Genomic DNA, 21087 nt, shown 5'->3' on the forward strand with positions numbered 1-21087 from the left:
GGGCTACGCCGAACCCGATGATGTGATTCAGCCTACACTGGGGGCCATGGTTACTCAGCAGCCGCAGGGCACCCCGAACAGCACAGATACCGCCACCAGCGCGGTCGGCGGCTCCCGGTTCCGCCGGGCGGGGACGGTGGGCGCCGTCGGCGCGTCCGTCGTCCTCGCCGTGTCCGTCCTGAGCGCATGTTCCGACGGGGACGGAGCCACCGACGCCAACGGTGGAGCCGGCACCCCCGTCCAGGACACCGCCTCCACCGGCGAGTCGGCGGCACCCACCACCGCGGACCGACCCGACCCCGGTCAGCCCACCGCCACCGGCGGCGACGCCTCCCGGTGCGCCACCGACGCCCTCGACATCACGCTCGGCCAGAGCCAGGGCGCGGCGGGCAGTCTCCTGGTGGACGTCGACTTCACCAACTCCTCCTCCGGGGCCTGCACCCTCGCCGGGTTCCCTGGGGTGGCGCTGGTCGACGAGGCCGGCGCCCCGGTCGGCGCCCCCGCCGTCCGCGAGGACAACGCACCGGGAGGTCCTGTCGAACTGGCCCCCGGCGACACGGCGAGCACCGTCGTGAAGATCAGCCGGGCCGAGAACTACGACGAGCAGGCGTGCGGACCAGTCCCCGCGTCCGGGCTCCAGGTCATCGTCCCCGAGGAGACCGACACCACCGTGCTCGACTTCGCCGACGGTGCCGACGGTGCCGACGGTCTCGGCGACGTCACCGCCTGCACCGACGACTCCGTCGAACTGTTGACCGTCCAACCACTCACCACCGGCACGTGAGACGCGCAGCCGCTCCGCTCCTCGTCACGCTCGCCATTCTCGCCCTGCGGGGATGGCAGCTGAGCCAACGGACCTTCTACTGGGACGACCTGGTCATCCCCGCCCGGTTCCGGGACACCGGACTCTGGGTGCCCTACGACGGCCACCTCATGCCGGGATCGGCGGCCCTGCAGATCCTGGCCGACTCGGTCGCACCGTTGCAGTGGTGGCTGCCCGCCGTGGTCACACTGGCGACGACGGCGCTGGCCGCACTGCTGTGGTGGCGCCTGCTCAGCCGACTCACCGACCGGCGGACGGTCCGGGTCACCGCCTTCACCGCGCTGATGTTCTCCCCGTTCCTGGGGACGGCCTCCGGCTGGTGGTCCGCCGGGGTCAACGCACTTGCCTGGCAGGTCACCGCCGCCGGTGTCGGCCTGATCGTCCTCTCCGCCCCGGCGCGGGCGCCACTGGGCACCGTACTGGCCCGTTCTCTCGCGGCCGGCGCCGTCCTGCTGGCCGGTCTGGTCATGACGGAGAAGGTCCTCACGGTGGTGCCGGCGACGGTGGCGGTGGCCCTGGTGCTGCGGGCGGCCGGCCGCGGTGTGCCCGACGGGCGGGTCGCGCCACGTGTCCCGTGGACCGTCGGCGTCGTACCTGTGGCGCTGACGGCGTTCTGGGCCGGTCTCTACCTGTACCTCGTCGAGCGCGGCAGCGGCACGCCGTCGCCGGGGCTCGACGGGATCGCCACTGCCCTGGGGTCCTCGGTGGTGCCCGGTGTCCTCGGCGGCCCCTGGAGCTGGGACCGGTGGGACCCTTCGCCCGCGTTCTCCACCACCGCCGGCCCGGTGCAGGTGGCCGCGGCGGTGGTGGTGGCCGGTCTCGTGGTGGTCTACCTCGTTTCCCTCCGGCGTCGGTTCACCGCCGGCCTCCTCGCCGTAGCGCTGTCCGTCGGTTACCTGGCCGTGGTCCTGCTGCTGCTGCGCCAGGGCCGCACCGGCGAGGGCTCCACGGACCTGCTGGCCCGCGGAATGCACTACTACGCCGACTGGTGGTCGGTCACCGTCCTGCTGCTCGTCGCTGCTGCAACCGGGACGCTCCCCCGGGATTCCCGGGGGACCGCCGGGGCCCCCGCAGCGCGCCGGGTGCTCGCGGGAACGGCCTGCCTGCTGTTCATCGCCAGTTCGACGGCGTCGACGGTGACCTGGGTGGCCGAGTGGTCCGACGACCAGACCGCCGGCTACCTCGCCGGACTGCGGGAGGCGGTGGCGCAGGCCCGGGACTCCGGTGTCCCGTTGCCGGATCAGAACACCCCGTTGGAGGTCCTCACCCCGCTGATGTCACCCTACAACACCGTCGGTTCGGTCGGCGGGAGCCTGCACGGCGGGGACGGCGTCGGCCCGGTCACCACGCAGCCGCGCATCGTGACGCCGGACGGGAGAATCGTCGACGCCGAGGTCCTCGACATCGCCCGCAGCGCCCAGGGTGACTCCCCCGACTGCGGTGTCCGGGTGGAGGCCGGCCGCCCCACGGTCGTCCCCGTGGAACCTGCCCTGCCCTTCGGCGACTGGACCTGGGAGTTCACCGCCACCGCCGACCAGCCCGTCACCGTCAGGCTCTCCACCCCCAACGGCCTCGAGGACGAGGCCCGGTGGCGTGCCCGGACCGTGGGTGTCGACGTGGGCACCGACCTCGTGACCAGGTGGGTCGGGCTGTCCGGCGGCGGGGGCACGTTCCTGGTGGAGGTCGACGGCCCACCCGGTTCCCACGTCTGTGTCGGTGCCGGGGCGGTGGGACCTCTCGTTCCCCGCTAGGCTGGGGCCACACTCAGGACACAACGACCTCGATGAAAGGCATCCACACCATGTACGACATCGTCATCATCGGCGGCCACGGGAAGGTTGCCATGCTGACCGCACCGATGCTCGTCGAGTCGGGAAGTACCGTGACGTCGGTAATCCGTTCCCGCGACCAGTTCAACGACGTCCGCGAAACCGGTGCGACCCCCGTCGTGGCGGACATCGAGACCATGAGCACCGATGCCATCGCAGAGCTCCTCGAGGGGCACGACACGGTGATCTGGGCGGCCGGGGCCGGCGGCGGGGACCCGGAGCGAACCTGGGCGGTGGACCGGGACGCGGCGATCCGCACCATCAACGCCGCAGAAGAGGTCGGGGTCAGCCGGTTCATCATGGTCTCCTGGTCGGGGTCATACCTGGACCACTGCATCCCGGAGGACAGCAGCTTCTACCCGTACGCGGAGTCGAAGGCCGCCGCCGACCAGCACCTGCGCGACTCCGAACTGGACTGGACGATCATCGCACCGAGCCGACTCACCGACGACCGCGACCGCGGCGGCATCGAGATCCTCCCCGAGGGCGACGGCCGCACCGACGCCACCGAGGTGCCCCGTGAGACCGTCGCCCAGACGATCGTCGCCGCCCTGGAGTGCCCCCAGACCTCGGCCCGGACGATCCGGTTCAACGCCGGCAACGAGGACCCCCGCGAGGCGCTGCGGAGAATCGAGTGGTGAGCCCCTCCGGCCCCGCACCGGTCGTGGCGTCCGACGTCGCCCTGATCTTCGAGGGCGGCGGCATGCGCAACAGCTACACCGCCGCCTGTGTGTCCGAGCTGATCGAACAGCAGGTCCGCTTCGGCTGGGTCGGCGGGATCTCCGCAGGAGCCTCACACACGGTGAACTTCCTGTCACACGACGCGGAACGCTCACGGAAGAGCTTCGTGGAGTTCGGCGCCGCCCCCGGCACGGGCGGGATCAGCTCCTTCCTCCGCGGGGACGGCTACTTCAACGCCGAGTACATCTACGAGACCTCCGGTCTGCCCGGCAACGAGTTCCCCTTCGACTGGGAGACCTTCTCCGCCGACGCGACGCCGTTCCGCATCGGCGCCATGCACGCCGGCACCGGTGAGACGGTCTACTGGGGTCGCGACGACCTCACCGACCTGCCGTCACTGATGAAGCGGGTGCGCGCGTCCTCGACGATGCCGGTGCTGATGAAGACCCCCGAGGTCGACGGTGAGCCCTATGTCGACGGGGCGCTGGGCTCCTCCGGCGGGATCCTCCTGGAAGCCGCGGAGAACGACGGTTTCGGGAGGTTCCTGGTGATCTGCACCCGCCCGCGCGACTACGTCAAGCCCGAGGTGAAGTACCCCGGCGCGGTGCGCCGCGTCCTGCGTGACACCCCTGCCGTGGCCGAGGCCGTGATCACCCGCCCCGCCCGTTACAACGCCACCAAGCGCCGCCTTCTCGAGCTGGAGGAGCAGGGCCGGGCGCTCCTGTTCTTCCCGGAGCACATGCGGATCTCCAACACCGAGCGCAAGATCGACAAGCTGCGCGCCTCGTACGAGGCCGGGGCCATCCAGACCGGTGCCGACTGGCCGCGGTGGATGGAGTTCCTCGCCGGGTGAGAGTGGTCGGGCCGGCCGTGGGTTCTCCCTGCCCGGTGAGGAAGCGGGACACCATGTACAGTTCGATCCATGTACGCCAGGTCCCGTGGAGAAGGCCCACTGCGCCCGTCCGGGCTCCCCGAGGTCACCGCACGCCGACGTGCACTCCTCCGCCGGGCCGCCGACAGGACCGCTGACAGGGCGGCTGACAGGGCCGCCCTGAGGGCGAACACCGAGGATCTCCGGCGCATCGACATGATGATCGCGGTCAACGAGGACAAGGCCCAGTCGCCCCGGTCCGCCGTGGCCTGGACTGTCGCTGTCCTCGCCGTGGCAGGTCTGCTGACCGCCGCAGGCTACCTGCTCAGCACGGTCCCCGTGTCCGGGTTCCTGCACCTGATGCTGCAGGTGGTCGCCGCGTTGCTGCTGACCGGGACCGTCGTCAGCGCGTCGGTGTCACTGCTGTACCTGTGGGCCGGAGTCGTCCTGCACCGCCGGTGTGTCCTGGAGGACCGCCTGTTCCGCTCCGAAGTGGGAGGGATGGTCTCCGGGTACTCCCCTGACTCCCCCACCGCCGGCCTCAGCCGTGCTTGCCTGGTCGACCAGCTCGAGGCGCTCACCGCGCTCACCACCCTGAACCCGGACCTGCGCACAGACCTGCACACAGACATGCGCACCGACCGCGACCGCACCACACCAGGCCCCACCTCCGAGGAGTAACGGCGGCCCCGCATCACCGATTGTTTCTGTGAGTGAACGATAACCGGACTCCCGCAGACCCTGGAAGTGATGCACCATGTCCTCCCCACGCACTCTCACCCGGCGGATCCTCGCCGGCGCCGCCGCACTGGCCGCATCCACGGCCCTGACCGTCGGCCTGGCCGGCCCCGCCCACGCCCAGGACAGCCGCCCTCTGGCTGTCTACCAGATCCCTGCGCTGGGCCTCCACGTCAGTGGCCTCGTCGTCCCCGGGCCGTACTTCGCCTCCGTCGTCGCCCGCTCCACCGGCAACTCCGGGGAGGTGGACTTCTCCGCACCCGCTTCCCCCGACATCTGCTCCGGAAGCGCGGCCAGTTCCCACGTCACCGTCAACTACCTCAACCTCACCTCCGGCAAGGGCGGTGAGGTCACGGTGAAGCCGTGCCCGACCTATCTGGACCCCACGCCGATGAACGTCGTGGCGAAGACGGGCAGTGGACAGGTCGCGATGGGCATCCGGGTGACGAACTCCGCGATGTTCCCGGACGCCGGCCAGCCCTCCCTCCCCGGGGCGGGGACCTTCCACCCCCCCCTGAGGCCACGACATCGACCGTGTGCTGCCGGACGGCCGGGGTTCTGCCCCGGGATGCTCTAGGATGGGAAAATCTCTGACCCCCGTCCCCTGACCACAGTACGGAGCACCCCATGGCCGGTGGCCTGATCGCACTGCTCGACGACGTCGCCCTCATCGCACGCAAGGCTGCCGCGAGCAGCCGCGACGTCGCCCAGGCCGCCGCGTCGACAAGCACGAAGGCCGCCGCGGTCGTCGTCGACGACGCTGCGGTGACACCGGGTTTCGTCCAGGGTGTGAGCCCCGCACGCGAACTGCCGATCATCTGGCGGATCACCAAGGGTTCGCTGGTCAACAAGATCATCGTGATCCTGCCGGTGATCCTCCTGCTCAGCTGGCTGGCACCGTGGGCGCTGACCCCGGTCCTCATGGTCGGTGGAACCTACCTGGCCTTCGAGGGGGCCGAGAAGATCTGGCACGCCCTCGCCGCACGCCGCGGTGGACACGCCGGTGACGGTCACCACGGCAACGCCGGGGCCGTCGGGGCGGACGGGGAGGCCTCCTCCCCCGACGACGAGGACTCACTGGTCAAGGGCGCGGTGCGCACGGACTTCATCCTGTCCGCCGAGATCATGGTGCTCTCCCTCAACGAGCTGACCGGACGGGGGCTGCCTGAGCGCGCGGCGATCCTGGTCGGCGTCGCCCTGCTGATCACCTTCGTGGTGTACGGGGTCGTGGGGCTCCTGGTGAAGATGGACGACGTCGGACTCGCCCTCGCCGACCCCGCCCGCGACCGGGCGCAGGCCGTCCGGCGGCTCGGACGGGGGCTGGTGGCCCTGATGCCCCGCATCCTGACCGTCCTGTCGGTGGTGGGCACCGCGGCGATGCTGTGGGTCGGTGGTCACATCCTCCTCGTCGGCGTCGACGAACTCGGATGGCACGCACCCTACGGTGCCGTCCACCACCTGGTGGAGCAGCTCTCGGGTGCCGGCGCCGTGGTTCGGTGGCTGGTGGAGACCCTGTGCTCCGCGGTCACCGGTCTCCTCGTCGGATCCGTCGTCGTCGGCGCGGTCACGGCCGTGCGTCGGACGACGCGTCGCCCCCGGTGACCCGTCTGGCGCACGGATCCGGCCGCACCTACCGGGCCATGTGGAGCACCGGGTAGGGGCGTCCTGCCTCGTCGAGCTCGTCCCGTGAGGTGACCGCGAATCCGCGGCGCAGGTAGAAGTCCACCGCCTGGCGGTTCTGCTCGTTGACGTCGACGCGGCTCACGCCCTGTTTCTCGACGGCATCGTGCAACAGCAGCGTACCGACGCCCTTCCCCCGCGCCTCGGCGTGGACGAACAGCATCTCGAGATTGCCGTCCGCCGTCCCCGCGAATCCGACCGGACGTCCGTCGACGTCGGCGACGGTCAACCGGACCTGCGGGAAGTAGTCCCCCGGCAGGGCCTCCTCGATGCTGTCGCGGTCCGCCTCCGCCAGGAAGTCGTGGGTGGCGTCGACGGCGGACCGCCAGATCTCCACCAGTCGCGAGTACTCCCCCGGTCCGCGGCATTCGCGCAGTTCCGCTCGGCCGGTTCCGGTCGCTCCTGTCACGTCCGTCATGCCCGTCACCCTACATCCAGTCACTGCGGCGGAAGAAGATGTACAGCAGCAGCGCGACGCCGAACATCATGCCCAGCGCCATCGGGTAGCCGAAGGCCCAGTGCAGTTCGGGCATGTCGTCGAAGTTCATCCCGTAGATCGCGCCGACGAGCGTCGGGGCAAAGAGGATGGCCGCCCACCCGGAGATCTTCTTCATGTCCTCGTTCTGGCGCTGCGCGACGAGAGTGGCGTTGACGTTGAGGATCTGCGCCAGGGCGTCGCGCTGGTCGGCGGCGAGAGTCCCGGCACGGGTGAGGTGGTCGGCGACGTCGTCCAGGTAGGAGCGCAGATCCTCGGGGATGTCGTACTTCACGAAGCCTGCGCGGAGCGCGTCGAGCACCTCGGTCATCGAGGCGATGGTCTGCTGGACGTCGATGACCTCCTGGCTCAGCCGGTAGATGCGTTCGGCGACCGCGGCGTCGCCGCTGAAGACCTGACGCTCGATCTGCTCCTTGTCGATGGCGATGCCCCGGAGCACCGGCGGGTAGCCGTCGACGATCGCGTCGAGGATCCTGTAGACCACGGCCTCCGGACCGAGCTTCAGGACGTCCGGGTCTGCGAGCAGGGTCCGGCGCCCGGGACCGGCACCGTCCGCTGCGGACACCCCGGCGCTGTCTGTGCCGTCGACCCACCGGCCGTCCTGGCACAACACGGCGACGCATCCGTGGCGGACGAGAATGTGGAACTCGGAGAACGCGACGTCCTCCGCCGCGTCGTTGTACCGGGCTGAGCGGGCGACGATGAACAGTACATCATCGTAGCGCTCCAGCTTGGGACGCTGCCGGGCGTTCACCAGGTCCTCCACGAGCAGCGGGTGCAGGTCCCAGGCCTCGGCCAGCTCGCCGATTCCCTCCCTGCCCGGGGTGGGGTACTGCAGCACCACCATGCGGTCGGGCCGGTCCGCCGCCGAGGCTGTCGCCTCAGCCACCGTGGTGCCCTCCGGCACGCGGCTGACGGCCCCGTCGTCGACGTAGGTCACCACCGGCGGTGCACCGGGAGGGGCGGGGGTCAGCCCCGCGGCGCGCTGCTTGCTGCGGGCGCGCCTGCTGATCCTGCCGTCGTTCGTCCTGTGGTTGCCCATGTGTCTGCCCTCTCGACCCGTGGTTGTCCGGTGTCCGGGGGATACCCTATCCCCGGCACCCGTCGTGGGCGTAAGCCGCCGGTGGTTCAGGCGGTGAGCGCGGGACTCAACCCGGGACGCAGCTCAGGCCTCAGCGCAGCTCCGGACTGCCGGGTACGGCCCATGCTGGCCTGCACAATGATCGGCAGGTGGTCGGAGCGCCCCTGCGGCAGAACATCGACCCGCGAGCGGCCGAAACCACGCGACACGGCGAAGTCGTAGTTCCCCTTCAGCACGCCGTAGCGCGAGTACGTCGCCCCGTCGCTCCGTGCCATGTCGAAACCGTGGGAGTCGACGTGCCGGCGCAGCCCGCTCTGGAACAACGGGTAGTTGAAGTCGCCGACCATGACCGACGGCACACCCGCCCCGATCTCGCCGAGCGCGTCGAAGGACGTGCGGATCTGCTGGCGTCGCAGCGCGTTCGTGGCCGTCAGCGGGGCTGCGTGGAAGGAGGCGATGACCACGTCGTGGCCGTGCTTGCCGTCATGTGCACGCACTGTGACGAGTCGTTCGGAGGCCGGCTTCATGACCCGGTCGTGGAAGGACTTCTCCAGGGCGGTGACCTGGAGGTCCCTGACGTCGAACCGGTCGGCGCGCAGGTAGACCGCCAGGCCGAGACGGTTCTGCGTGGTGGCGTGGACGAGTTCCAGGGACCCGAGGCGGGCCGGCAACCGTCCGGTGTCGGCCTCCTGGACGCAGATGGCGTCCGGGACGTGCGCTCCCGCCAGGGGGAGGAGCTCAGTGACCGCGTTGTGCTTATGCAGGTTATAGCTAATCAGCTTCATTGGTCATCGAGCCTAGTACATCCGACGGCCGGAATTATGAGCATTTCCGGTGAGATCAGCACACACTTCCACAGGAAAGCGGTGGGGCGCGCGGTCAGCGCACCTCTCCGTCGAGGTAGAACCAGCGTCCGTCCTCACGGACGAACCGCGACCGCTCCTCCATCACCTCCGCCACACCGGTCCCCGAAGTTGACCCCGGACCTGCCCCCTGGTCCGCCGGAAGATAGGTCGCCCGGAACTCCACGACCCCGGTGGAGTCCTCCGGCCCGCCGGCGACGGTGTCGACGACCTGGAGACCGCGCCAGCGGGGGTTGTCGGAGAGGTCGAGCTCCTCGGGCCGGGTGGAGGGGTGCCACGTGCGCAGCAGCCAGGTGGCGTCCCCACGCCGGAAGGCGTCGAACCTGGAACGCATCAGCGCCTCGGCGGTCTCAGGCTCCCCGGCCTCCGGCGACCTGTCCCCCATCAGCTACAGCTCCTCGCCTTCCCATGCCTCGCTGTAGAACTCCTGGGACCGCGATTCCAGCAGCTGCGCGTAAATGTCCGGCTCCAGGTTCTGCGCGGAACTCTCCGGGATGGTCGGCGAGAACGCCGAGACCCCCAGGCCCGCCTGCCGGTCCTTCAGCTCGATCCCGGCCGCCTCGAGGATCGTCGGCATCATGTTCAGCTGGTCGACACCGGACCGCATCGACGAGGTCGACTTCTCGTCGCCCGGGATCCAGAACCGGTTGAAGATCGTCCGGTTCGGGTGGTCGCCGAGCTCCTCGCCGAAGGCGTTGTTGGAGCCCATGTGCTTGAGGTGGTCACCCATGACGACCACGGCCGTGTCCTCCAGGTAGCCCTGCTGCTCCATGTAGCCGACGAAGTCGGCGACCTGGGTCAGCGAGCAGGAGAACATGGAGGTGACCTCGCTCTCGGTGTCCACGTCGCAGTAGTCGTAGATGTGGACCGGCTCATGGGTGTCGACGGTCAGCATGGACAGGTTGAACGGGGTGCCCGTCCTCGCGGACTCCTCATGCAGGGAATCCACCTTCTCCTTCGCGTTGGCCATCAGCCGCTTATCGCTGAGACCCCAGTCGCCGCGGAACTGGTCGTCCGGCTCCCCCTTGGCCCGCCAGTCGTCCAGGTCGTACTGCTCGTCGTAGCCGTGGGTGGTGAGGTACTGGTCCTTGGCGGCGAAGGACCCGTTGGCCCCGCCCATGAACACGTTACGGTAGCCCTGCTCCTTGAGGACGTCGCCGACACAGGTCAGCCCGCCCAGGTAGCTCGCGACGTCTCCGCCGAGGGAGTTCAACCCGGACTTCCCGGTGACCAGGCCGTTCCCCTTCAACGGGACACCGCACTGGGTGCCGGAGATGCCGGCCATGGTCCAGCCGCCCCCCTCGTACTGCTGGAAGTTCCCCACGTTCTGCCAGCCGTCCTCCTGGCGGGTGACGTCCTTGAGCGGGACGAAGGGGTCCTTCTCGAACAGGGTGGTGTCCGACAGTGTCGCCTCGCCGGACTCGAGGTAGATCATCACCACGTTGCGGGAGTTCTCGGCTGAGGTCACCTGCGGCGGCTTGTAGTACTGGTCGATGGTGTAGTCGGAGTTGGCGGCCTTGATGTACGCACCGACGTGGACCGAGGACCCGAACATGGCGGTACCGCTGACCACGACGCCCGCGACCAGCACCACGGACACGGTGCGTTTGACCCAGCCACGGCCCGCGGGGACATGGTCGTCCTTCTCGCCGCCGCGTCGACGCAGGAAACGGTAGTGCCCGTAGGCGATCGCCAGGGTCAGGACGACCGGCAGCACGCCGAAGGCGAGGATGCCGAGCCAGACGAGGTCACCACCGCCGCCGTCGGCCTGCATGGACACCAGGTTCATCATCATCTGGTCGACGGTGATGGCACCCCAGAACATGTGGATGCCGATGCCGACGATGAACAGAGTGAGGGCCAGCCAGATCAGCAGGTAGACAGCCACGCGCCCCACGACTGAGCCAACCCGTTTGGCCTTGGACTTAACAGCTCCAGACAATGGGACATCTCACCTTTCCGACGCAGAGCACATGTCGTGCGGGTCGCTCACACTGCGGCCACGCGTGGGGCCGGCAGAAGATTCATCCTTTGAACTTCAGGAATTCAACCATAGTTCACCCGGATTGCGCGAGAAAGTGACTTATGACATTGCCGAGGCCACGGCGGCTTCCCCCGGGCACTGCAGGCCACTACGCCGCACAGTCGCCCCTGCTACGGCGCATCGCACGGCCGACTCCGAGGTCACGGTCAGACGGTGGACGTGAACACCACTTCCCCTTGGATTCCGCAGATCAGCGCCGGATCAGGCGCGGGCGTACTCTGCGAAGATCACGCCCGACTCGAAGGACTGAGTCCGGGTTCGCCTCCATGCCCTCGGTGAGTAGGCGGCAGAACCGAACACCGGGATCCCCTCTCCCAGCACGACGGGGTTGATCTTCAGCGCCAGTCGGTCGATGTCCTCGATGAGCGATGCGGCGAGTGTCCCACCACCACACAGCCAGATGCCCCGCCCGTCCTCCTGCTTGAGCTCACGCACCACCGCCGTCGGATCCTCCGCGGTGAACTCGACATCGTCGCTTCCCTCCGGCCGCTGCGACGGCGCGCTGGTGAAGACGATCTGACGCAGGTGCCGGTAAGGGTTCGTCAGGTGCGGCAGCCCGACCGCGTATGTGTTCCTACCCATGAGAACCGTGTCGAACGGCCCGTCATCGACCGAAAGCCCGGCCGCCTCGGCCAGTTCCGTGGGAGCCGTGCCGCGGTAGCGGGACCAGATCGGCTCCATGTGATCGCCGGTAGCGAGGAAGGCGTCGAACTCACCGCCGGGACCGGCGATGTATCCGTCCAGGCTGACTGCGACGTAGTAGGTCAGTTCCCGCATCATGTTCCCCTCACCGCGACAGTGGTTTTCCTCAGAATACATCGCCAGCAGTGATGGCGCCGGGCCCGTCTCCCCTCCCCACGACGGACCCCTCCTACGCGCTAGACGTTGAACTTGAACTCCACCAGGCACACGTCGACCACCTCCTTGCCCCTGCTCTGGACGGGGTTTCGCACATTTCGCTAATCTTCTGGTCATGCCTCCACGCAAGAAATCCACTCCGATCCTCGGCGGCCGGGCCCGACTCTACGCGCCGTCGACGCCCGGTGGCCGGTGGCAGGTGGTCTGGCGCGACCCCGTCACCGGCAAGCCGAAGAACCGGACCGGCGCTACCAAGGACATCGTCGTCCAGAAAGCCGCTGAGGCCCTCGGCGATTGGGGTGACGACCCCGCCAGCGTCGCGCCTCCCACCGTCGGCGAAGCCGTCGAGACGTGGATCACCGACAATCAGCATCGCTGGGTCAGTCGCACCACCACTGCGTACCGGTACCGCGCCAAGGCACTCAGCAGCCTCTGGGACCTGCCGGTCACCGCCGTGCGCCCCGAGGATCTCCGCAGGCTCGCTGACGGCCTCAGCCGTGACCAGGCCAAGCGGGTCCGGACCATCGTCCGGGCCACGTTCGACTTGGTAGAGCGCTGGACCGGCCGTCCAGGCGACCGCTACTCCGAGGCCATCCGACTCCCCGGCAGCGCCTCAGAGGACGCGCCACGGGAGGTCGAGCGCACCCAAATCCCGACATCAGAGTGGGTCTCCGGCGTCATCGACACGTGCTACTCGACATGCCAGCTGCACCCCGCGCTCTCCCGCCCCGGTGAGCACGTCGACCCGGTGACCGGAGAGCACACCGGCAATGCTCTTACGGACGACCCCGGATCACTCTGGTTCGTCCGCGAAAAGCTCCAGCTCGGCGCACCGCTCTCCCTCATCAGCAGCATGCGACGCGGCATCCCGGACCACTACAAGAACCCGATCGGCCGGCGCACCGTGGAGACGGCGGAGCTCGCGTCCCGATTCCGCCAAATCGCCCTACTGACTGCCCTCGGCGCTGCGGGCGGCCTGCGTATCGGGGAAGCCCTGGCGCTGCGCACGCGGCACCTATTCGGCCTCCACCTGGACCAAAACACCGCACGCAACCTGGAGGAGGCCATGCACGGGGTGCTCCTGCGAGAGGTCAATGACGGATACACGCCCACACCTCTCGAAGGCATGAATCCCCTGCTGATGCGCGGATACCGCGGCGCTGTCGATGTCGTCGAACAGGTCTCCCCGGACGGCGGGCGCATGGCCGTCACTGCCCCGAAGATGGGTAAAACACGACGGGTTTATCTTTCCCCCCTCCTCTACCCCGCGTGGGATCGAGATGCTCAACGCCCGCTGCGGGATCTCCTCGCAGATCCGCATAATGGCATCCTCCACTCGGCTGAATTCGATGTCTTCGACGCTACAGCTCGCGACGGCAGCCTCTGGGACATGACCGAGGTCGACGCGCTTCTCCTTTGGAAGTCGGGATTCACCCCAATCGCCTACCTACTGCACGACCGCCTGCGCGAAATGTGGATCGAATCCGGCCGCGACGTGCGAGTTTTCTGGGACGCGCTGCTATTCCCGACGCGCAACCCGGCCCGTAACCGCGGCCCCGGAGTTGCTTTCCCAGCCCGCTGGCCATACGCGACCCAGATCCCCCACGGCACATACCAGTCCCCAACCAACCTCACAGGTAGGTACGTTTCGCCGCTCTACGACTACGTTTCGGACGTCCTACACGTGTGGCCCGGGTACAAAGGCACCACCCGCCGCGGCTGGTCCCACCATCACCTGAGGCACTACGCGGTCTCCCAGTGGCTCTCCCGCGGCGTACCGGTACCTCTCGTTACCCAGCAGGCCGGCCACGCCAACGAGGCGTTCACCCTCAGCCGATACGGCTGGGCAGCCACAGATTCATTGCCCGACAAGGGTTTTGAACCGTAGCCACGAATAGGATTGAAGAAGAAGTTAAGAAACTCGGACTACGAGCGGAGAAAGACGATGACGACCTGCGCAGCTGATGGCTGTGAAAGAACCGGGGCATTTAGGACACGCACTCGCCCGACTTGGTGTGACGAGCACCTGCGTGACCTTTACGAGGAAGTCGGGCTCACTCTTCTCGACAATTTTACCAAACCCGGAGAATACCTCCTCACACGCTGCAATCACTGTAGTTTCGAGGGCCACTACCGGTTCGAGTACGTGCTCGAGCGCCGCAAACACTCGGAACAGGCCTGTCGTGCCTGTTACTGGACCAAGTGGGCGAAGGGTGCCCGTAAGCACTCAGGGAATCGTCCAGTCGATCTCCACCACATTCAGCAGATGGCAGAGGCCAATGGTTTCACGTACCTTGGTCCACTGACGGAACCCAGCCTCGACGAAGATCCGCATGGTACACGCTGCAACCGGTGCGGACGCGTCGAGGCCCAGCGGCCAGGGGACCTCGGTTGGGGCTGCACCTGCAGCCGGAACACAAAAACGGCAACCGCCGGGACTAAGAAGACAGCCGGAGCGAACCTCCTAAAGAACTCCGACAGTCGGTACGCAGACTGGTGGGACCACGACCGCAACCCGCCAGAGTTGTGGGAAACCGCGAAGCTCAAAGGACGAAAAGAAGCCTGGTGGCGCTGCCCCGCAGATCACTCCTTCCAACGGCGAATCTCGGACGTAACTGGCAGCCATTCCTCACCATGTCCCACGTGCCGGGAGGACGCGGCGGAGGAATGGAAGGCGAAGCGGGCTGCCTACGAGGGGTTAACCATCGCCGACGTCCCAGAACTGCTGGACGCCTGGGATGAAGACATCTCTCCTGAGACAGTCCAGGTCGATGCCTTTACGGGCGGGTCCGGTTACCGTTTCCGATGCCCCAGTGGGCATCGCAACACCCGCCAGCCGTTGAGCTGGCTTTTCGGGGGGTTGCTCAGCATGCAAGGCAGCGGAAACGCGAAAGCGGCGTGCTAAGGAAGCTGCGGAAGACCCTTTGTCCACGCGTCTGACACCAGAGATCGCCAGCCAGTGGCACCCAACCAAGAATGAAAAGCTTAAATTGTCGACCATCTCGCCCAATTCACGTCGAGTTGTGTGGTGGCGCGACCCTGTGTGCGGCCATGAGTTTCAAGCAACGCCCCGGGAGCGAGATAAGTACGAGCGACTACGGTGTCCCGAGTGCAGGACAATTCTCGACTCGCTGGCTTTCCACTACCCCGAAATCGCGGATGAGTGGTCCTCCGAGAACGCGCTTTCACCATGGCATGTTCGACCTAATACCAGCCAGCTGGTAGAGCCTCCCCTGTGGGTTTGCCGACGAAACCCCGCGCACACGTGGTCGGCGATGCCGGCAGTTCGCGTCAACGGCTCCCAGTGTCCCGAATGCCGGACAGCAGGCAAGTCGATGATTGAGCTGCAGTACGTCGAGGCCGCTCGTGCGTACTGGGGCGAAGCTCAGTCGGGGCCGCGGATTCACTCACCTGCGTTCACCAACCACTCCTCGTGGTCGGTAGACATCCGTGTTTCGCTGGCCGACGGGAGATCCCTGGTGATCGAATACGACGGCGCATACTGGCACAAGGACAAAGGCCCCGTCGACCGCATCAAGAGCATTGACCTGCTCCGAGATGGTCACATTGTGGTCAGACTTCGAGAAGCACCTCTACACTCTCTTGAAATTGATGACCCTGACTACCACGAGCTAACTGTGTACTCAGGTGCCCAAGACCCATCCCGCGATGTCCAAACGATCGCCCAGCTGACGCAAGGGTGACCTCCCGTTGCGAACGGAGGGTCATTTTCCGGGGCGTAGCAAGAGTGCTACGCCCCCTGTGTCGGCCTCAGACGCCTTCAGTCAGCGAGATGCAGCTGAACCGGGGCCACGCGACAAGTTGGTCGCGTGGCTGGCCGCGGCTCGTGGAGTGCGTCTGAGAGCGCCGGGGACGGGTACGGTCGGGGCATGCCCGATACCCCGACCACGTCCACCGGCCGCGCCCTGATCGACGCCCTCGTCGAGATCAGCGGCCCCGAGGAGCTGACGGCCGCTCAGCTGGCCCGATTCGCTGCCGCCTACCACGCGCACCCGGGCGCCCCACGCCGGACCGCGTACCCGGCCCGCCGCCCACGGGGCGGGAGTGGCTTTCCTCGCTGACGCGAGCAGGCACGGTAGTGGGTAACCACTCTCCACCTGATGAAAGCCTTTTCCATGGAGATTACTGCCATTACAGCCGACGGCCGACGCCACGCCATCACTGACCCAGACGAGCTCCCCGAGTGGGATCCTCGCGGCGGTCATCGCGGGACCATCTTCGTCGAGGAGCGCAGCACCGGAGGGCTCGTGGCAATCGTGAGCTCCATGGATACCATCCACGCCGTCAGCGCGCTGCTGGCCAGCCGCTTCCTCATCACAGAGCCTCTCGACCTGGGGGATGGCCCTGGAGATGCGACGGATGGGCGGATTCACATGACCGCCCTGACCCCCGGTAGCCGACCCACCGAAAGTGCCGTGCGGGCCCATCTGGCCGCGTACGGAGTCGCGTGACGACGAACAGCAGAAGGGGGCCCCCCCGGACGGGGGGGGCGGGGTAGTTGGGGTCGCGGGCCCACCCAGCCCCAGGGGCGGGGGGGGCGGGGGGGGGGGGGGCCGGGGGGGGGTGGGGGGGGCGCGGCGACGGACACGGCGCCCGGGGGGCCGCCTAACCGCTTTGGGGCCCCCGCGTTCGGGGGGGCCCCCTTCTCTTGGGCTACGCGGCCACTCCGCGCCCCTGGCGCTGCTGGGCCTGCTGGCGGCGGACCTGCTGCTCGCGCTGCTGCCGGATCATCCTCACGGCCTCGGCGGACGACGCCTGCGCGACGCGCAGCTCAGCGCGCTGCTGCTCGCGCTTGGCGGCCTCCGCTGCCTGCACGTACGAAGCCCGCTCGACGATCGTCTCCGGGGTCACCGCTCGACCGTGCGCCCGCAGCCACTTCTCAGCCTCGGCCTGCTGGGCCGGCGTGGGGTGCGTCCGCGCGACCTGCAGTGCAGAGGCGTCGGCTCCGGTTGTGAGCATCGAGCGCGCGAGGTCGGCTTCAGCCCTCTCCGGGCTCTCAGAGATCCAGTGGAGGTCGGTCCCACTCTTGGCCCGCGTCATGGCTGGGTAGAGCCACTCGCGGTCGGCTGCGCCGTCCGCGACGACCCAAGCCCGCTCGACCGTGCGCCCCTGGGCCCCGTGGCCGGTCGACGCGCAGCCAAGTGCTGCGTGTCCGGACGCCAGGTGCGAGGGCCGGATGACCTCTGTCTTCATGGCACCGCCGACACCCGTCGGGAGCGACACCTTGACCGAGCCGTCCGGATTTACGGCACGCACCGTCCCCACCTGGCCATTGCGGATCTGGGTCCCCCGAATGTTTTTCGTGATGCGAATCGTCTCGCCGGCCCTGATTTGCTGCTCGAAGCCTCTCTTCTGGTCCCGGAGAGTTGCTGCAGGCGTCGTCGGGTCGATGACGCCGCGGCGGATCTGCTCCCGCTGGATCGCCTCAGCCAGCCGGTTGACCTGCGCGTTGGTACGCGCCAGCGCCAAGCGGGTTTGGTCGGGGTGCGCCAGCTCATGATCGACGTACGCCGCCGCGATCTCCTCGATGGCCGCCTCCGCGTACGGGTCTCGGGCGTCCGGCCGCGCCACCGCCGCCGCCTCCAGTGCCTCGGACGTGGGGAGGTGAAGCCGTCCACGGTCGCGCCAGTAGTCGATCATGGCGTCGGCTGCGGTGGCCTTCTCGGCGTCCGCTCCCTCGACCAGGGACTCCGCATCGTGCCATGCGACCTGCAGCTCCCTCTCCTGCGCGTCCCGAGCGCGGTAGGTCTCGCTTATGTCCATCCGGCCGGCGGCATCCGCGACCAGACTGAATGCAGTCGACCTTCCGATGCCCTGGAGCTGCCGGCTGTCACCGGTCATCACCACCGACCACCCCCGCTGACCCGCCAGCCTCAGCACTTTCTCCATCTGCTCGTTGTTCGTCATCGCCGCCTCATCGACCATCAGGACCACCTTGTCAGCCTCCTCCCACGACTTCGGGGTCCGCGCCTGAAGCTCCTCGGACCGCTTCGAGAGAGCCTCGAACGCCCTCTGTCGCTCGCCTGCGTCTGCCGGCGGGGACGTCTTGAACGCAGCCCAGTCACGCTGCAACCGCGCGGCCTCGCCCTGCCTCCTTCGGGGCTCGTCCGCGGCACGCTGCTCCCACGCAGCGAGCGCGGCCTCCGCCGCCTGCCGCTGCTCTGGCGTCTCAGCCTGGCGGACCGCCGTCCGCGCGGCCTCACCCTCCAGGGCCATGGCGCTGCTCATGCCTGCCTGCCAGGCCCCCGCTTCCGCCCACATCTCAAGCCGCGCCAGCGAGGCGTGTCGGTTCACGCCCGCCTCGCCCAGCGCCGCCGCCGTGTCCGCCTTGGTCGACACCCCGACGACCTCATACCCCGCCTCCTGGTACGCCGCGACAAGCGGGCTGAGCATGTGCGTCTTGCCGGCGCCGGCCGGCGCTTCAGCCACCGTGAGCTTCGTCCCCCGCCCGGCGGCAGCGAGAAAAGCCTCCTGCTCCGGGGTCAGGGTGTACCGCTCGGCCCAGTCCGCGAGGCGCCGCGGGTCCAGGCGCGGGCCGCCAGCCGAGTGGGCCAGCGCGGCGGCCATCGCCTCGATGCGCTGCTCCTGGGCGACAGCGGTGCGGGTGGTGTACTCGGTCCCGATCCCCTTCGTCCATGCGCCAGCCTGGAGCTCCACACGGTCCGTGAGCTGGAGCAGCTCCTCGCTGGCCATAAGCGCGGCCTCCACCTCTGCGACGCGATCCATCCCCCATCCGGTGGGCCACACGTCGTGGAGAGCAGCCCTCAAGTCCTTCAGCTTGATGACCGAGGCGTCCCGCGTCGCGTGTGCGAGGGCGGCGGCGACGACGGAGTCCACCGTGGGTTGCTGGCGGGCAGCCTTCCCCTGCTGCTGTGCGTGGGCGAGAAGCTGGGTCACGTCGGGGCGGTCCGGGGCTGTGGCCCACTCGCGGAGCTGATCGACCTCCGGCAGCTCCGGCTTACCGTCGCGCGACTCCAGCACGGCACGCTGGTGGGCGTGGGAGGCCGTTTTCCCGCTGGCCCACTGCCGCAGGATCGACTGGTACGTCGCGTAGTCTGCGGCCATCTTGGCCTGATCGGCGTCGAGGTCGACGCCTGCCGATCGCCTCGCCGCCATCTCCTCGTAGGCCGAGAGGTCCGCCTCCACGCGCGCCACCAGGAGCTTGTCGGCGCGCTGGAGCTCCTCCAGCTTCTCGGCGACCTGCGCGGATCGCTTCGAGTACTGATCGAGGACGCCGGCGTCCATGCCGACGACCTCGCGTACGCCCGACTCCTCGGACATGGCGACGGTGATGCCCAGGTGCTCCTGCAGTCGGGTCGCGAGCTCGGCCTCGTAGCGCGCGCGGAGGACCCGGCTGGCATGGAAGACCGACTGACCATCGAGGAGGGTGATGCGGCCGTCTGCCCCACGGGCCGCCGCTGAGACCAGCAGGTGCGAGTGGAGCTGAGGGTCGCCGGCGCGACTCGCGAGCTCTGTCTTCCGCATCGCCCCGAGTGGGGTCGCCGCGATTGACTCAGCGCGCGCATGCCCGCGAGCCACAGCGAAAACCCCGGCTTCCTCGGCGTAGCTCAGGCTGGCGTCCACGGCCTCCTCGTGGAGGCTGATGATCAGCTCACGCAGCTCCGCATCGCCGAAGCCCATCAAAACCGATACCCCCTTGGGGGCCGAGAAGGTCAGGTCATACGTCGTGACCGCGTCTCGCTTGCCCCGCGACGGCTGATCGGTGGGTGCCCAGTAGCGGTCGATCAGCTGGCGCACTTCACCGGTCAGCTCCTCGCCGGTCTCCGGGTGCCGGCCCGCGCGGACTGCATCGAGCGTGTCCCCGCCCATTAGCGCCCCCTCGGGCAGCCCGAGGAGACGCGCGATCTTGTCCAGACGCTGAGGGGGCGGGTCCACGAGGGTCCTCTCGCCATCGGGGGTCCGTCCCTGGAGGTGCGCAAGCAGCTCCTCGTCGGTGACCCGGCTGCCGTGAGCATGGGAGCCCCGGACCCATACGAGGCGGGGCTTGGAGGCGTCGGCCTTGTAGTACGCGCCGGCGCCCTTGGTGGCCGCGAGCCCGTCCTTCATGCGGCGCTCGTGCTGCGCGAGGAGCCGGGCCTCAGCGTCTGGGATGCCGCGCTCCGCGGCGATTTCATCGGCCCGCTCCGCGACTTCTCGCTCGGCGGCCTCTTCGAGGGTCAGCTCGCCGGAGCGAACTTTTTCTGCGTAGTAGTCGCTCATCGCGGCGGCCTGGCCGGCCTTGATGGTGCTGATCGAAAGCAAAAGGGGGGTGCTCCTTAGGGTCGGTGGATGCGTGGTCACCGTGCCGGTTTTTTGTCCACGCACCACCTACCTGTCGGGGCGGCCGTGGCGACCCCAAGGCGAGGCGACGCCGGGCCTGCACCCCCAGGTGCAAGTGCCTGTAATGAATTAGTGGTGTGTGTATGTAAGGGGTTTTGGTAGAGGGTTTTGAGGAGTAGAGGATGAGAAAAGGATGGAAGTAGAAGTAAGAGGAAGAGGGGTGTGAAGGGATAAAGGAGGAAGGGTTAGTAGTGCTCGTGTAGGTGCTTGAGGTGCTGAGAGGTTTGTGCTGCTGTCGGAGTTGAGCACGTGACTGTGGCTCGCCGTGGATGAGGGTCGACTACCGAGGCATGACCTCGTGCGCGTCCATCCGGCTGGCAACCCCGCGCCCGGCACGGTGTGTGTGCCGAGCCAGCGCGCCGACGGTCATCGGTGTCCGAGACCCGCCACCCCACTGAGATGGAGCCGTGATGATCCCCAGCACCCCCGCGCCGCGATGGAGCGCCCGCGTCGACCGCAGCGACTGGGAGACGCTCACCGCGTCAGCCGCCGCCCGCGGAGTCCGCGTCGAGACCCTGATCGCTGACACGGTCGGCGAACTGACCCCCGCCGACCTGTCTACCTCTGCCCCGCGGGAGGTGGTGTTCGTGCGCGCGGCACTGCCTGAGCACGCACGCGTGGAGATCCGAGAGCGGGCCTACCTCGCGCGTGTGCGTGTCGCCGACGTCATCCACGCCCTGGCCGAGCGAGTGCGGTCGGCGGGGTGCGTACCCGCCTGACCTGCCCGCCCCTGATGCCCGCGAGTAGCGGACGCCCAACCCC

At 68.3% G+C, this 21087-nt stretch carries 20 protein-coding genes and 1 pseudogene; 14 read left to right on the forward strand and 7 right to left on the reverse strand.

The window, feature by feature from the left end; genetic code table 11:
• Window positions 1–46: 46 nt before the first annotated feature.
• The 7 genes from Q0A34_RS04820 (at window position 47) to Q0A34_RS04850 (ending at window position 6544) form a co-directional block, all read left to right on the forward strand.
• Complete coding sequence (locus Q0A34_RS04820; RefSeq protein ID WP_291478875.1) at window positions 47–784, forward strand: DUF4232 domain-containing protein; 738 nt, start codon at window positions 47–49, stop codon at window positions 782–784.
• Window positions 781–2574 carry a hypothetical protein gene (locus tag Q0A34_RS04825; protein WP_291478876.1) on the forward strand — a complete coding sequence of 598 codons (1794 nt, stop codon included), beginning with the start codon at window positions 781–783 and terminating at the stop codon, window positions 2572–2574. Before Q0A34_RS04820 ends, Q0A34_RS04825 begins: the two co-directional genes overlap by 4 nt.
• 50 nt (window positions 2575–2624) lie before the next feature.
• Window positions 2625–3293, forward strand: coding sequence for an SDR family oxidoreductase (locus Q0A34_RS04830; protein WP_291478895.1), 669 nt, complete (start codon window positions 2625–2627; stop codon window positions 3291–3293).
• Complete coding sequence (locus Q0A34_RS04835) at window positions 3290–4186, forward strand: DUF6363 domain-containing protein (protein WP_291478877.1); 897 nt, start codon at window positions 3290–3292, stop codon at window positions 4184–4186. The genes Q0A34_RS04830 and Q0A34_RS04835 overlap by 4 nt, the downstream gene beginning before the upstream one ends.
• A 69-nt stretch (window positions 4187–4255) precedes the next feature.
• Window positions 4256–4885: a hypothetical protein gene (locus tag Q0A34_RS04840; protein WP_291478878.1), complete on the forward strand. Its 630-nt coding sequence runs from the start codon at window positions 4256–4258 to the stop codon at window positions 4883–4885.
• Window positions 4886–4961: 76 nt separating this feature from the next.
• A complete protein-coding gene (locus tag Q0A34_RS04845; protein ID WP_291478879.1) occupies window positions 4962–5519 on the forward strand; it encodes a hypothetical protein in 558 nt (185 codons plus the stop codon).
• 50 nt (window positions 5520–5569) lie between these two features.
• A complete protein-coding gene (locus Q0A34_RS04850) occupies window positions 5570–6544 on the forward strand; it encodes a DUF808 domain-containing protein (RefSeq protein WP_291478880.1) in 975 nt (324 codons plus the stop codon).
• A gap of 28 nt (window positions 6545–6572) precedes the next feature.
• On the opposite strand, the gene Q0A34_RS04855 is transcribed toward Q0A34_RS04850, so the two are convergent.
• The 6 genes from Q0A34_RS04855 to Q0A34_RS04880 all read right to left on the reverse strand — a co-directional run bounded on the left by Q0A34_RS04855 (window position 6573) and on the right by Q0A34_RS04880 (window position 11883).
• Window positions 6573–7040: an acetyltransferase gene (locus Q0A34_RS04855; RefSeq protein WP_291478881.1), complete on the reverse strand. Its 468-nt coding sequence runs from the start codon at window positions 7038–7040 to the stop codon at window positions 6573–6575.
• A 10-nt stretch (window positions 7041–7050) separates the two neighbouring features.
• Window positions 7051–8160, reverse strand: coding sequence for a magnesium and cobalt transport protein CorA (locus tag Q0A34_RS04860; RefSeq protein ID WP_291478882.1), 1110 nt, complete (start codon window positions 8158–8160; stop codon window positions 7051–7053).
• An 86-nt stretch (window positions 8161–8246) separates the two neighbouring features.
• Window positions 8247–8984 carry an endonuclease/exonuclease/phosphatase family protein gene (locus Q0A34_RS04865; RefSeq protein ID WP_291478883.1) on the reverse strand — a complete coding sequence of 246 codons (738 nt, stop codon included), beginning with the start codon at window positions 8982–8984 and terminating at the stop codon, window positions 8247–8249.
• 94 nt (window positions 8985–9078) lie between these two features.
• Window positions 9079–9447: a YchJ family metal-binding protein gene (locus tag Q0A34_RS04870; RefSeq protein WP_291478884.1), complete on the reverse strand. Its 369-nt coding sequence runs from the start codon at window positions 9445–9447 to the stop codon at window positions 9079–9081.
• Between the two features lie 3 nt (window positions 9448–9450).
• Window positions 9451–10950, reverse strand: coding sequence for an LTA synthase family protein (locus Q0A34_RS04875; RefSeq protein WP_291478885.1), 1500 nt, complete (start codon window positions 10948–10950; stop codon window positions 9451–9453).
• A gap of 357 nt (window positions 10951–11307) precedes the next feature.
• A complete protein-coding gene (locus tag Q0A34_RS04880; RefSeq protein ID WP_291478896.1) occupies window positions 11308–11883 on the reverse strand; it encodes a dihydrofolate reductase family protein in 576 nt (191 codons plus the stop codon).
• 196 nt (window positions 11884–12079) lie between these two features.
• On the opposite strand from Q0A34_RS04880, the gene Q0A34_RS04885 reads away from it, so the two are divergent.
• The 6 genes and pseudogenes from Q0A34_RS04885 (at window position 12080) to Q0A34_RS04900 (ending at window position 16436) form a co-directional block, all read left to right on the forward strand.
• A complete protein-coding gene (locus Q0A34_RS04885; RefSeq protein ID WP_291478886.1) occupies window positions 12080–13852 on the forward strand; it encodes a hypothetical protein in 1773 nt (590 codons plus the stop codon).
• Between the two features lie 378 nt (window positions 13853–14230).
• Window positions 14231–14869 (forward strand): zinc-ribbon domain-containing protein, encoded by a 639-nt coding sequence (locus tag Q0A34_RS13705; protein WP_363316430.1) that lies wholly within the window; start codon window positions 14231–14233, stop codon window positions 14867–14869.
• 19 nt (window positions 14870–14888) lie between these two features.
• Window positions 14889–15269, forward strand: a pseudogene (locus Q0A34_RS13710) (zinc-ribbon domain-containing protein); the annotation flags it as partial.
• 30 nt (window positions 15270–15299) lie between these two features.
• Window positions 15300–15668 (forward strand): hypothetical protein, encoded by a 369-nt coding sequence (locus Q0A34_RS04890; protein WP_291478887.1) that lies wholly within the window; start codon window positions 15300–15302, stop codon window positions 15666–15668.
• A 186-nt stretch (window positions 15669–15854) separates the two neighbouring features.
• Complete coding sequence (locus tag Q0A34_RS04895; RefSeq protein ID WP_291478888.1) at window positions 15855–16046, forward strand: hypothetical protein; 192 nt, start codon at window positions 15855–15857, stop codon at window positions 16044–16046.
• A 39-nt stretch (window positions 16047–16085) separates the two neighbouring features.
• Window positions 16086–16436 carry a hypothetical protein gene (locus tag Q0A34_RS04900; RefSeq protein ID WP_291478889.1) on the forward strand — a complete coding sequence of 117 codons (351 nt, stop codon included), beginning with the start codon at window positions 16086–16088 and terminating at the stop codon, window positions 16434–16436.
• A gap of 202 nt (window positions 16437–16638) precedes the next feature.
• Here Q0A34_RS04900 and mobF read toward each other — a convergent pair whose 3' ends face one another.
• The gene (gene mobF / locus Q0A34_RS04905) at window positions 16639–20247 is read right to left on the reverse strand and encodes a MobF family relaxase (protein ID WP_291478890.1); all 3609 of its coding nucleotides are present in this window, start codon (window positions 20245–20247) and stop codon (window positions 16639–16641) included.
• Window positions 20248–20735: 488 nt separating this feature from the next.
• On the opposite strand from mobF, the gene Q0A34_RS04910 reads away from it, so the two are divergent.
• Window positions 20736–21044 (forward strand): hypothetical protein, encoded by a 309-nt coding sequence (locus Q0A34_RS04910; protein ID WP_291478891.1) that lies wholly within the window; start codon window positions 20736–20738, stop codon window positions 21042–21044.
• The last annotated feature ends 43 nt before the right edge of the window (window positions 21045–21087 follow it).

This window comes from Corynebacterium sp. (assembly GCF_022712195.1).
Lineage (GTDB): Bacteria > Actinomycetota > Actinomycetes > Mycobacteriales > Mycobacteriaceae > Corynebacterium.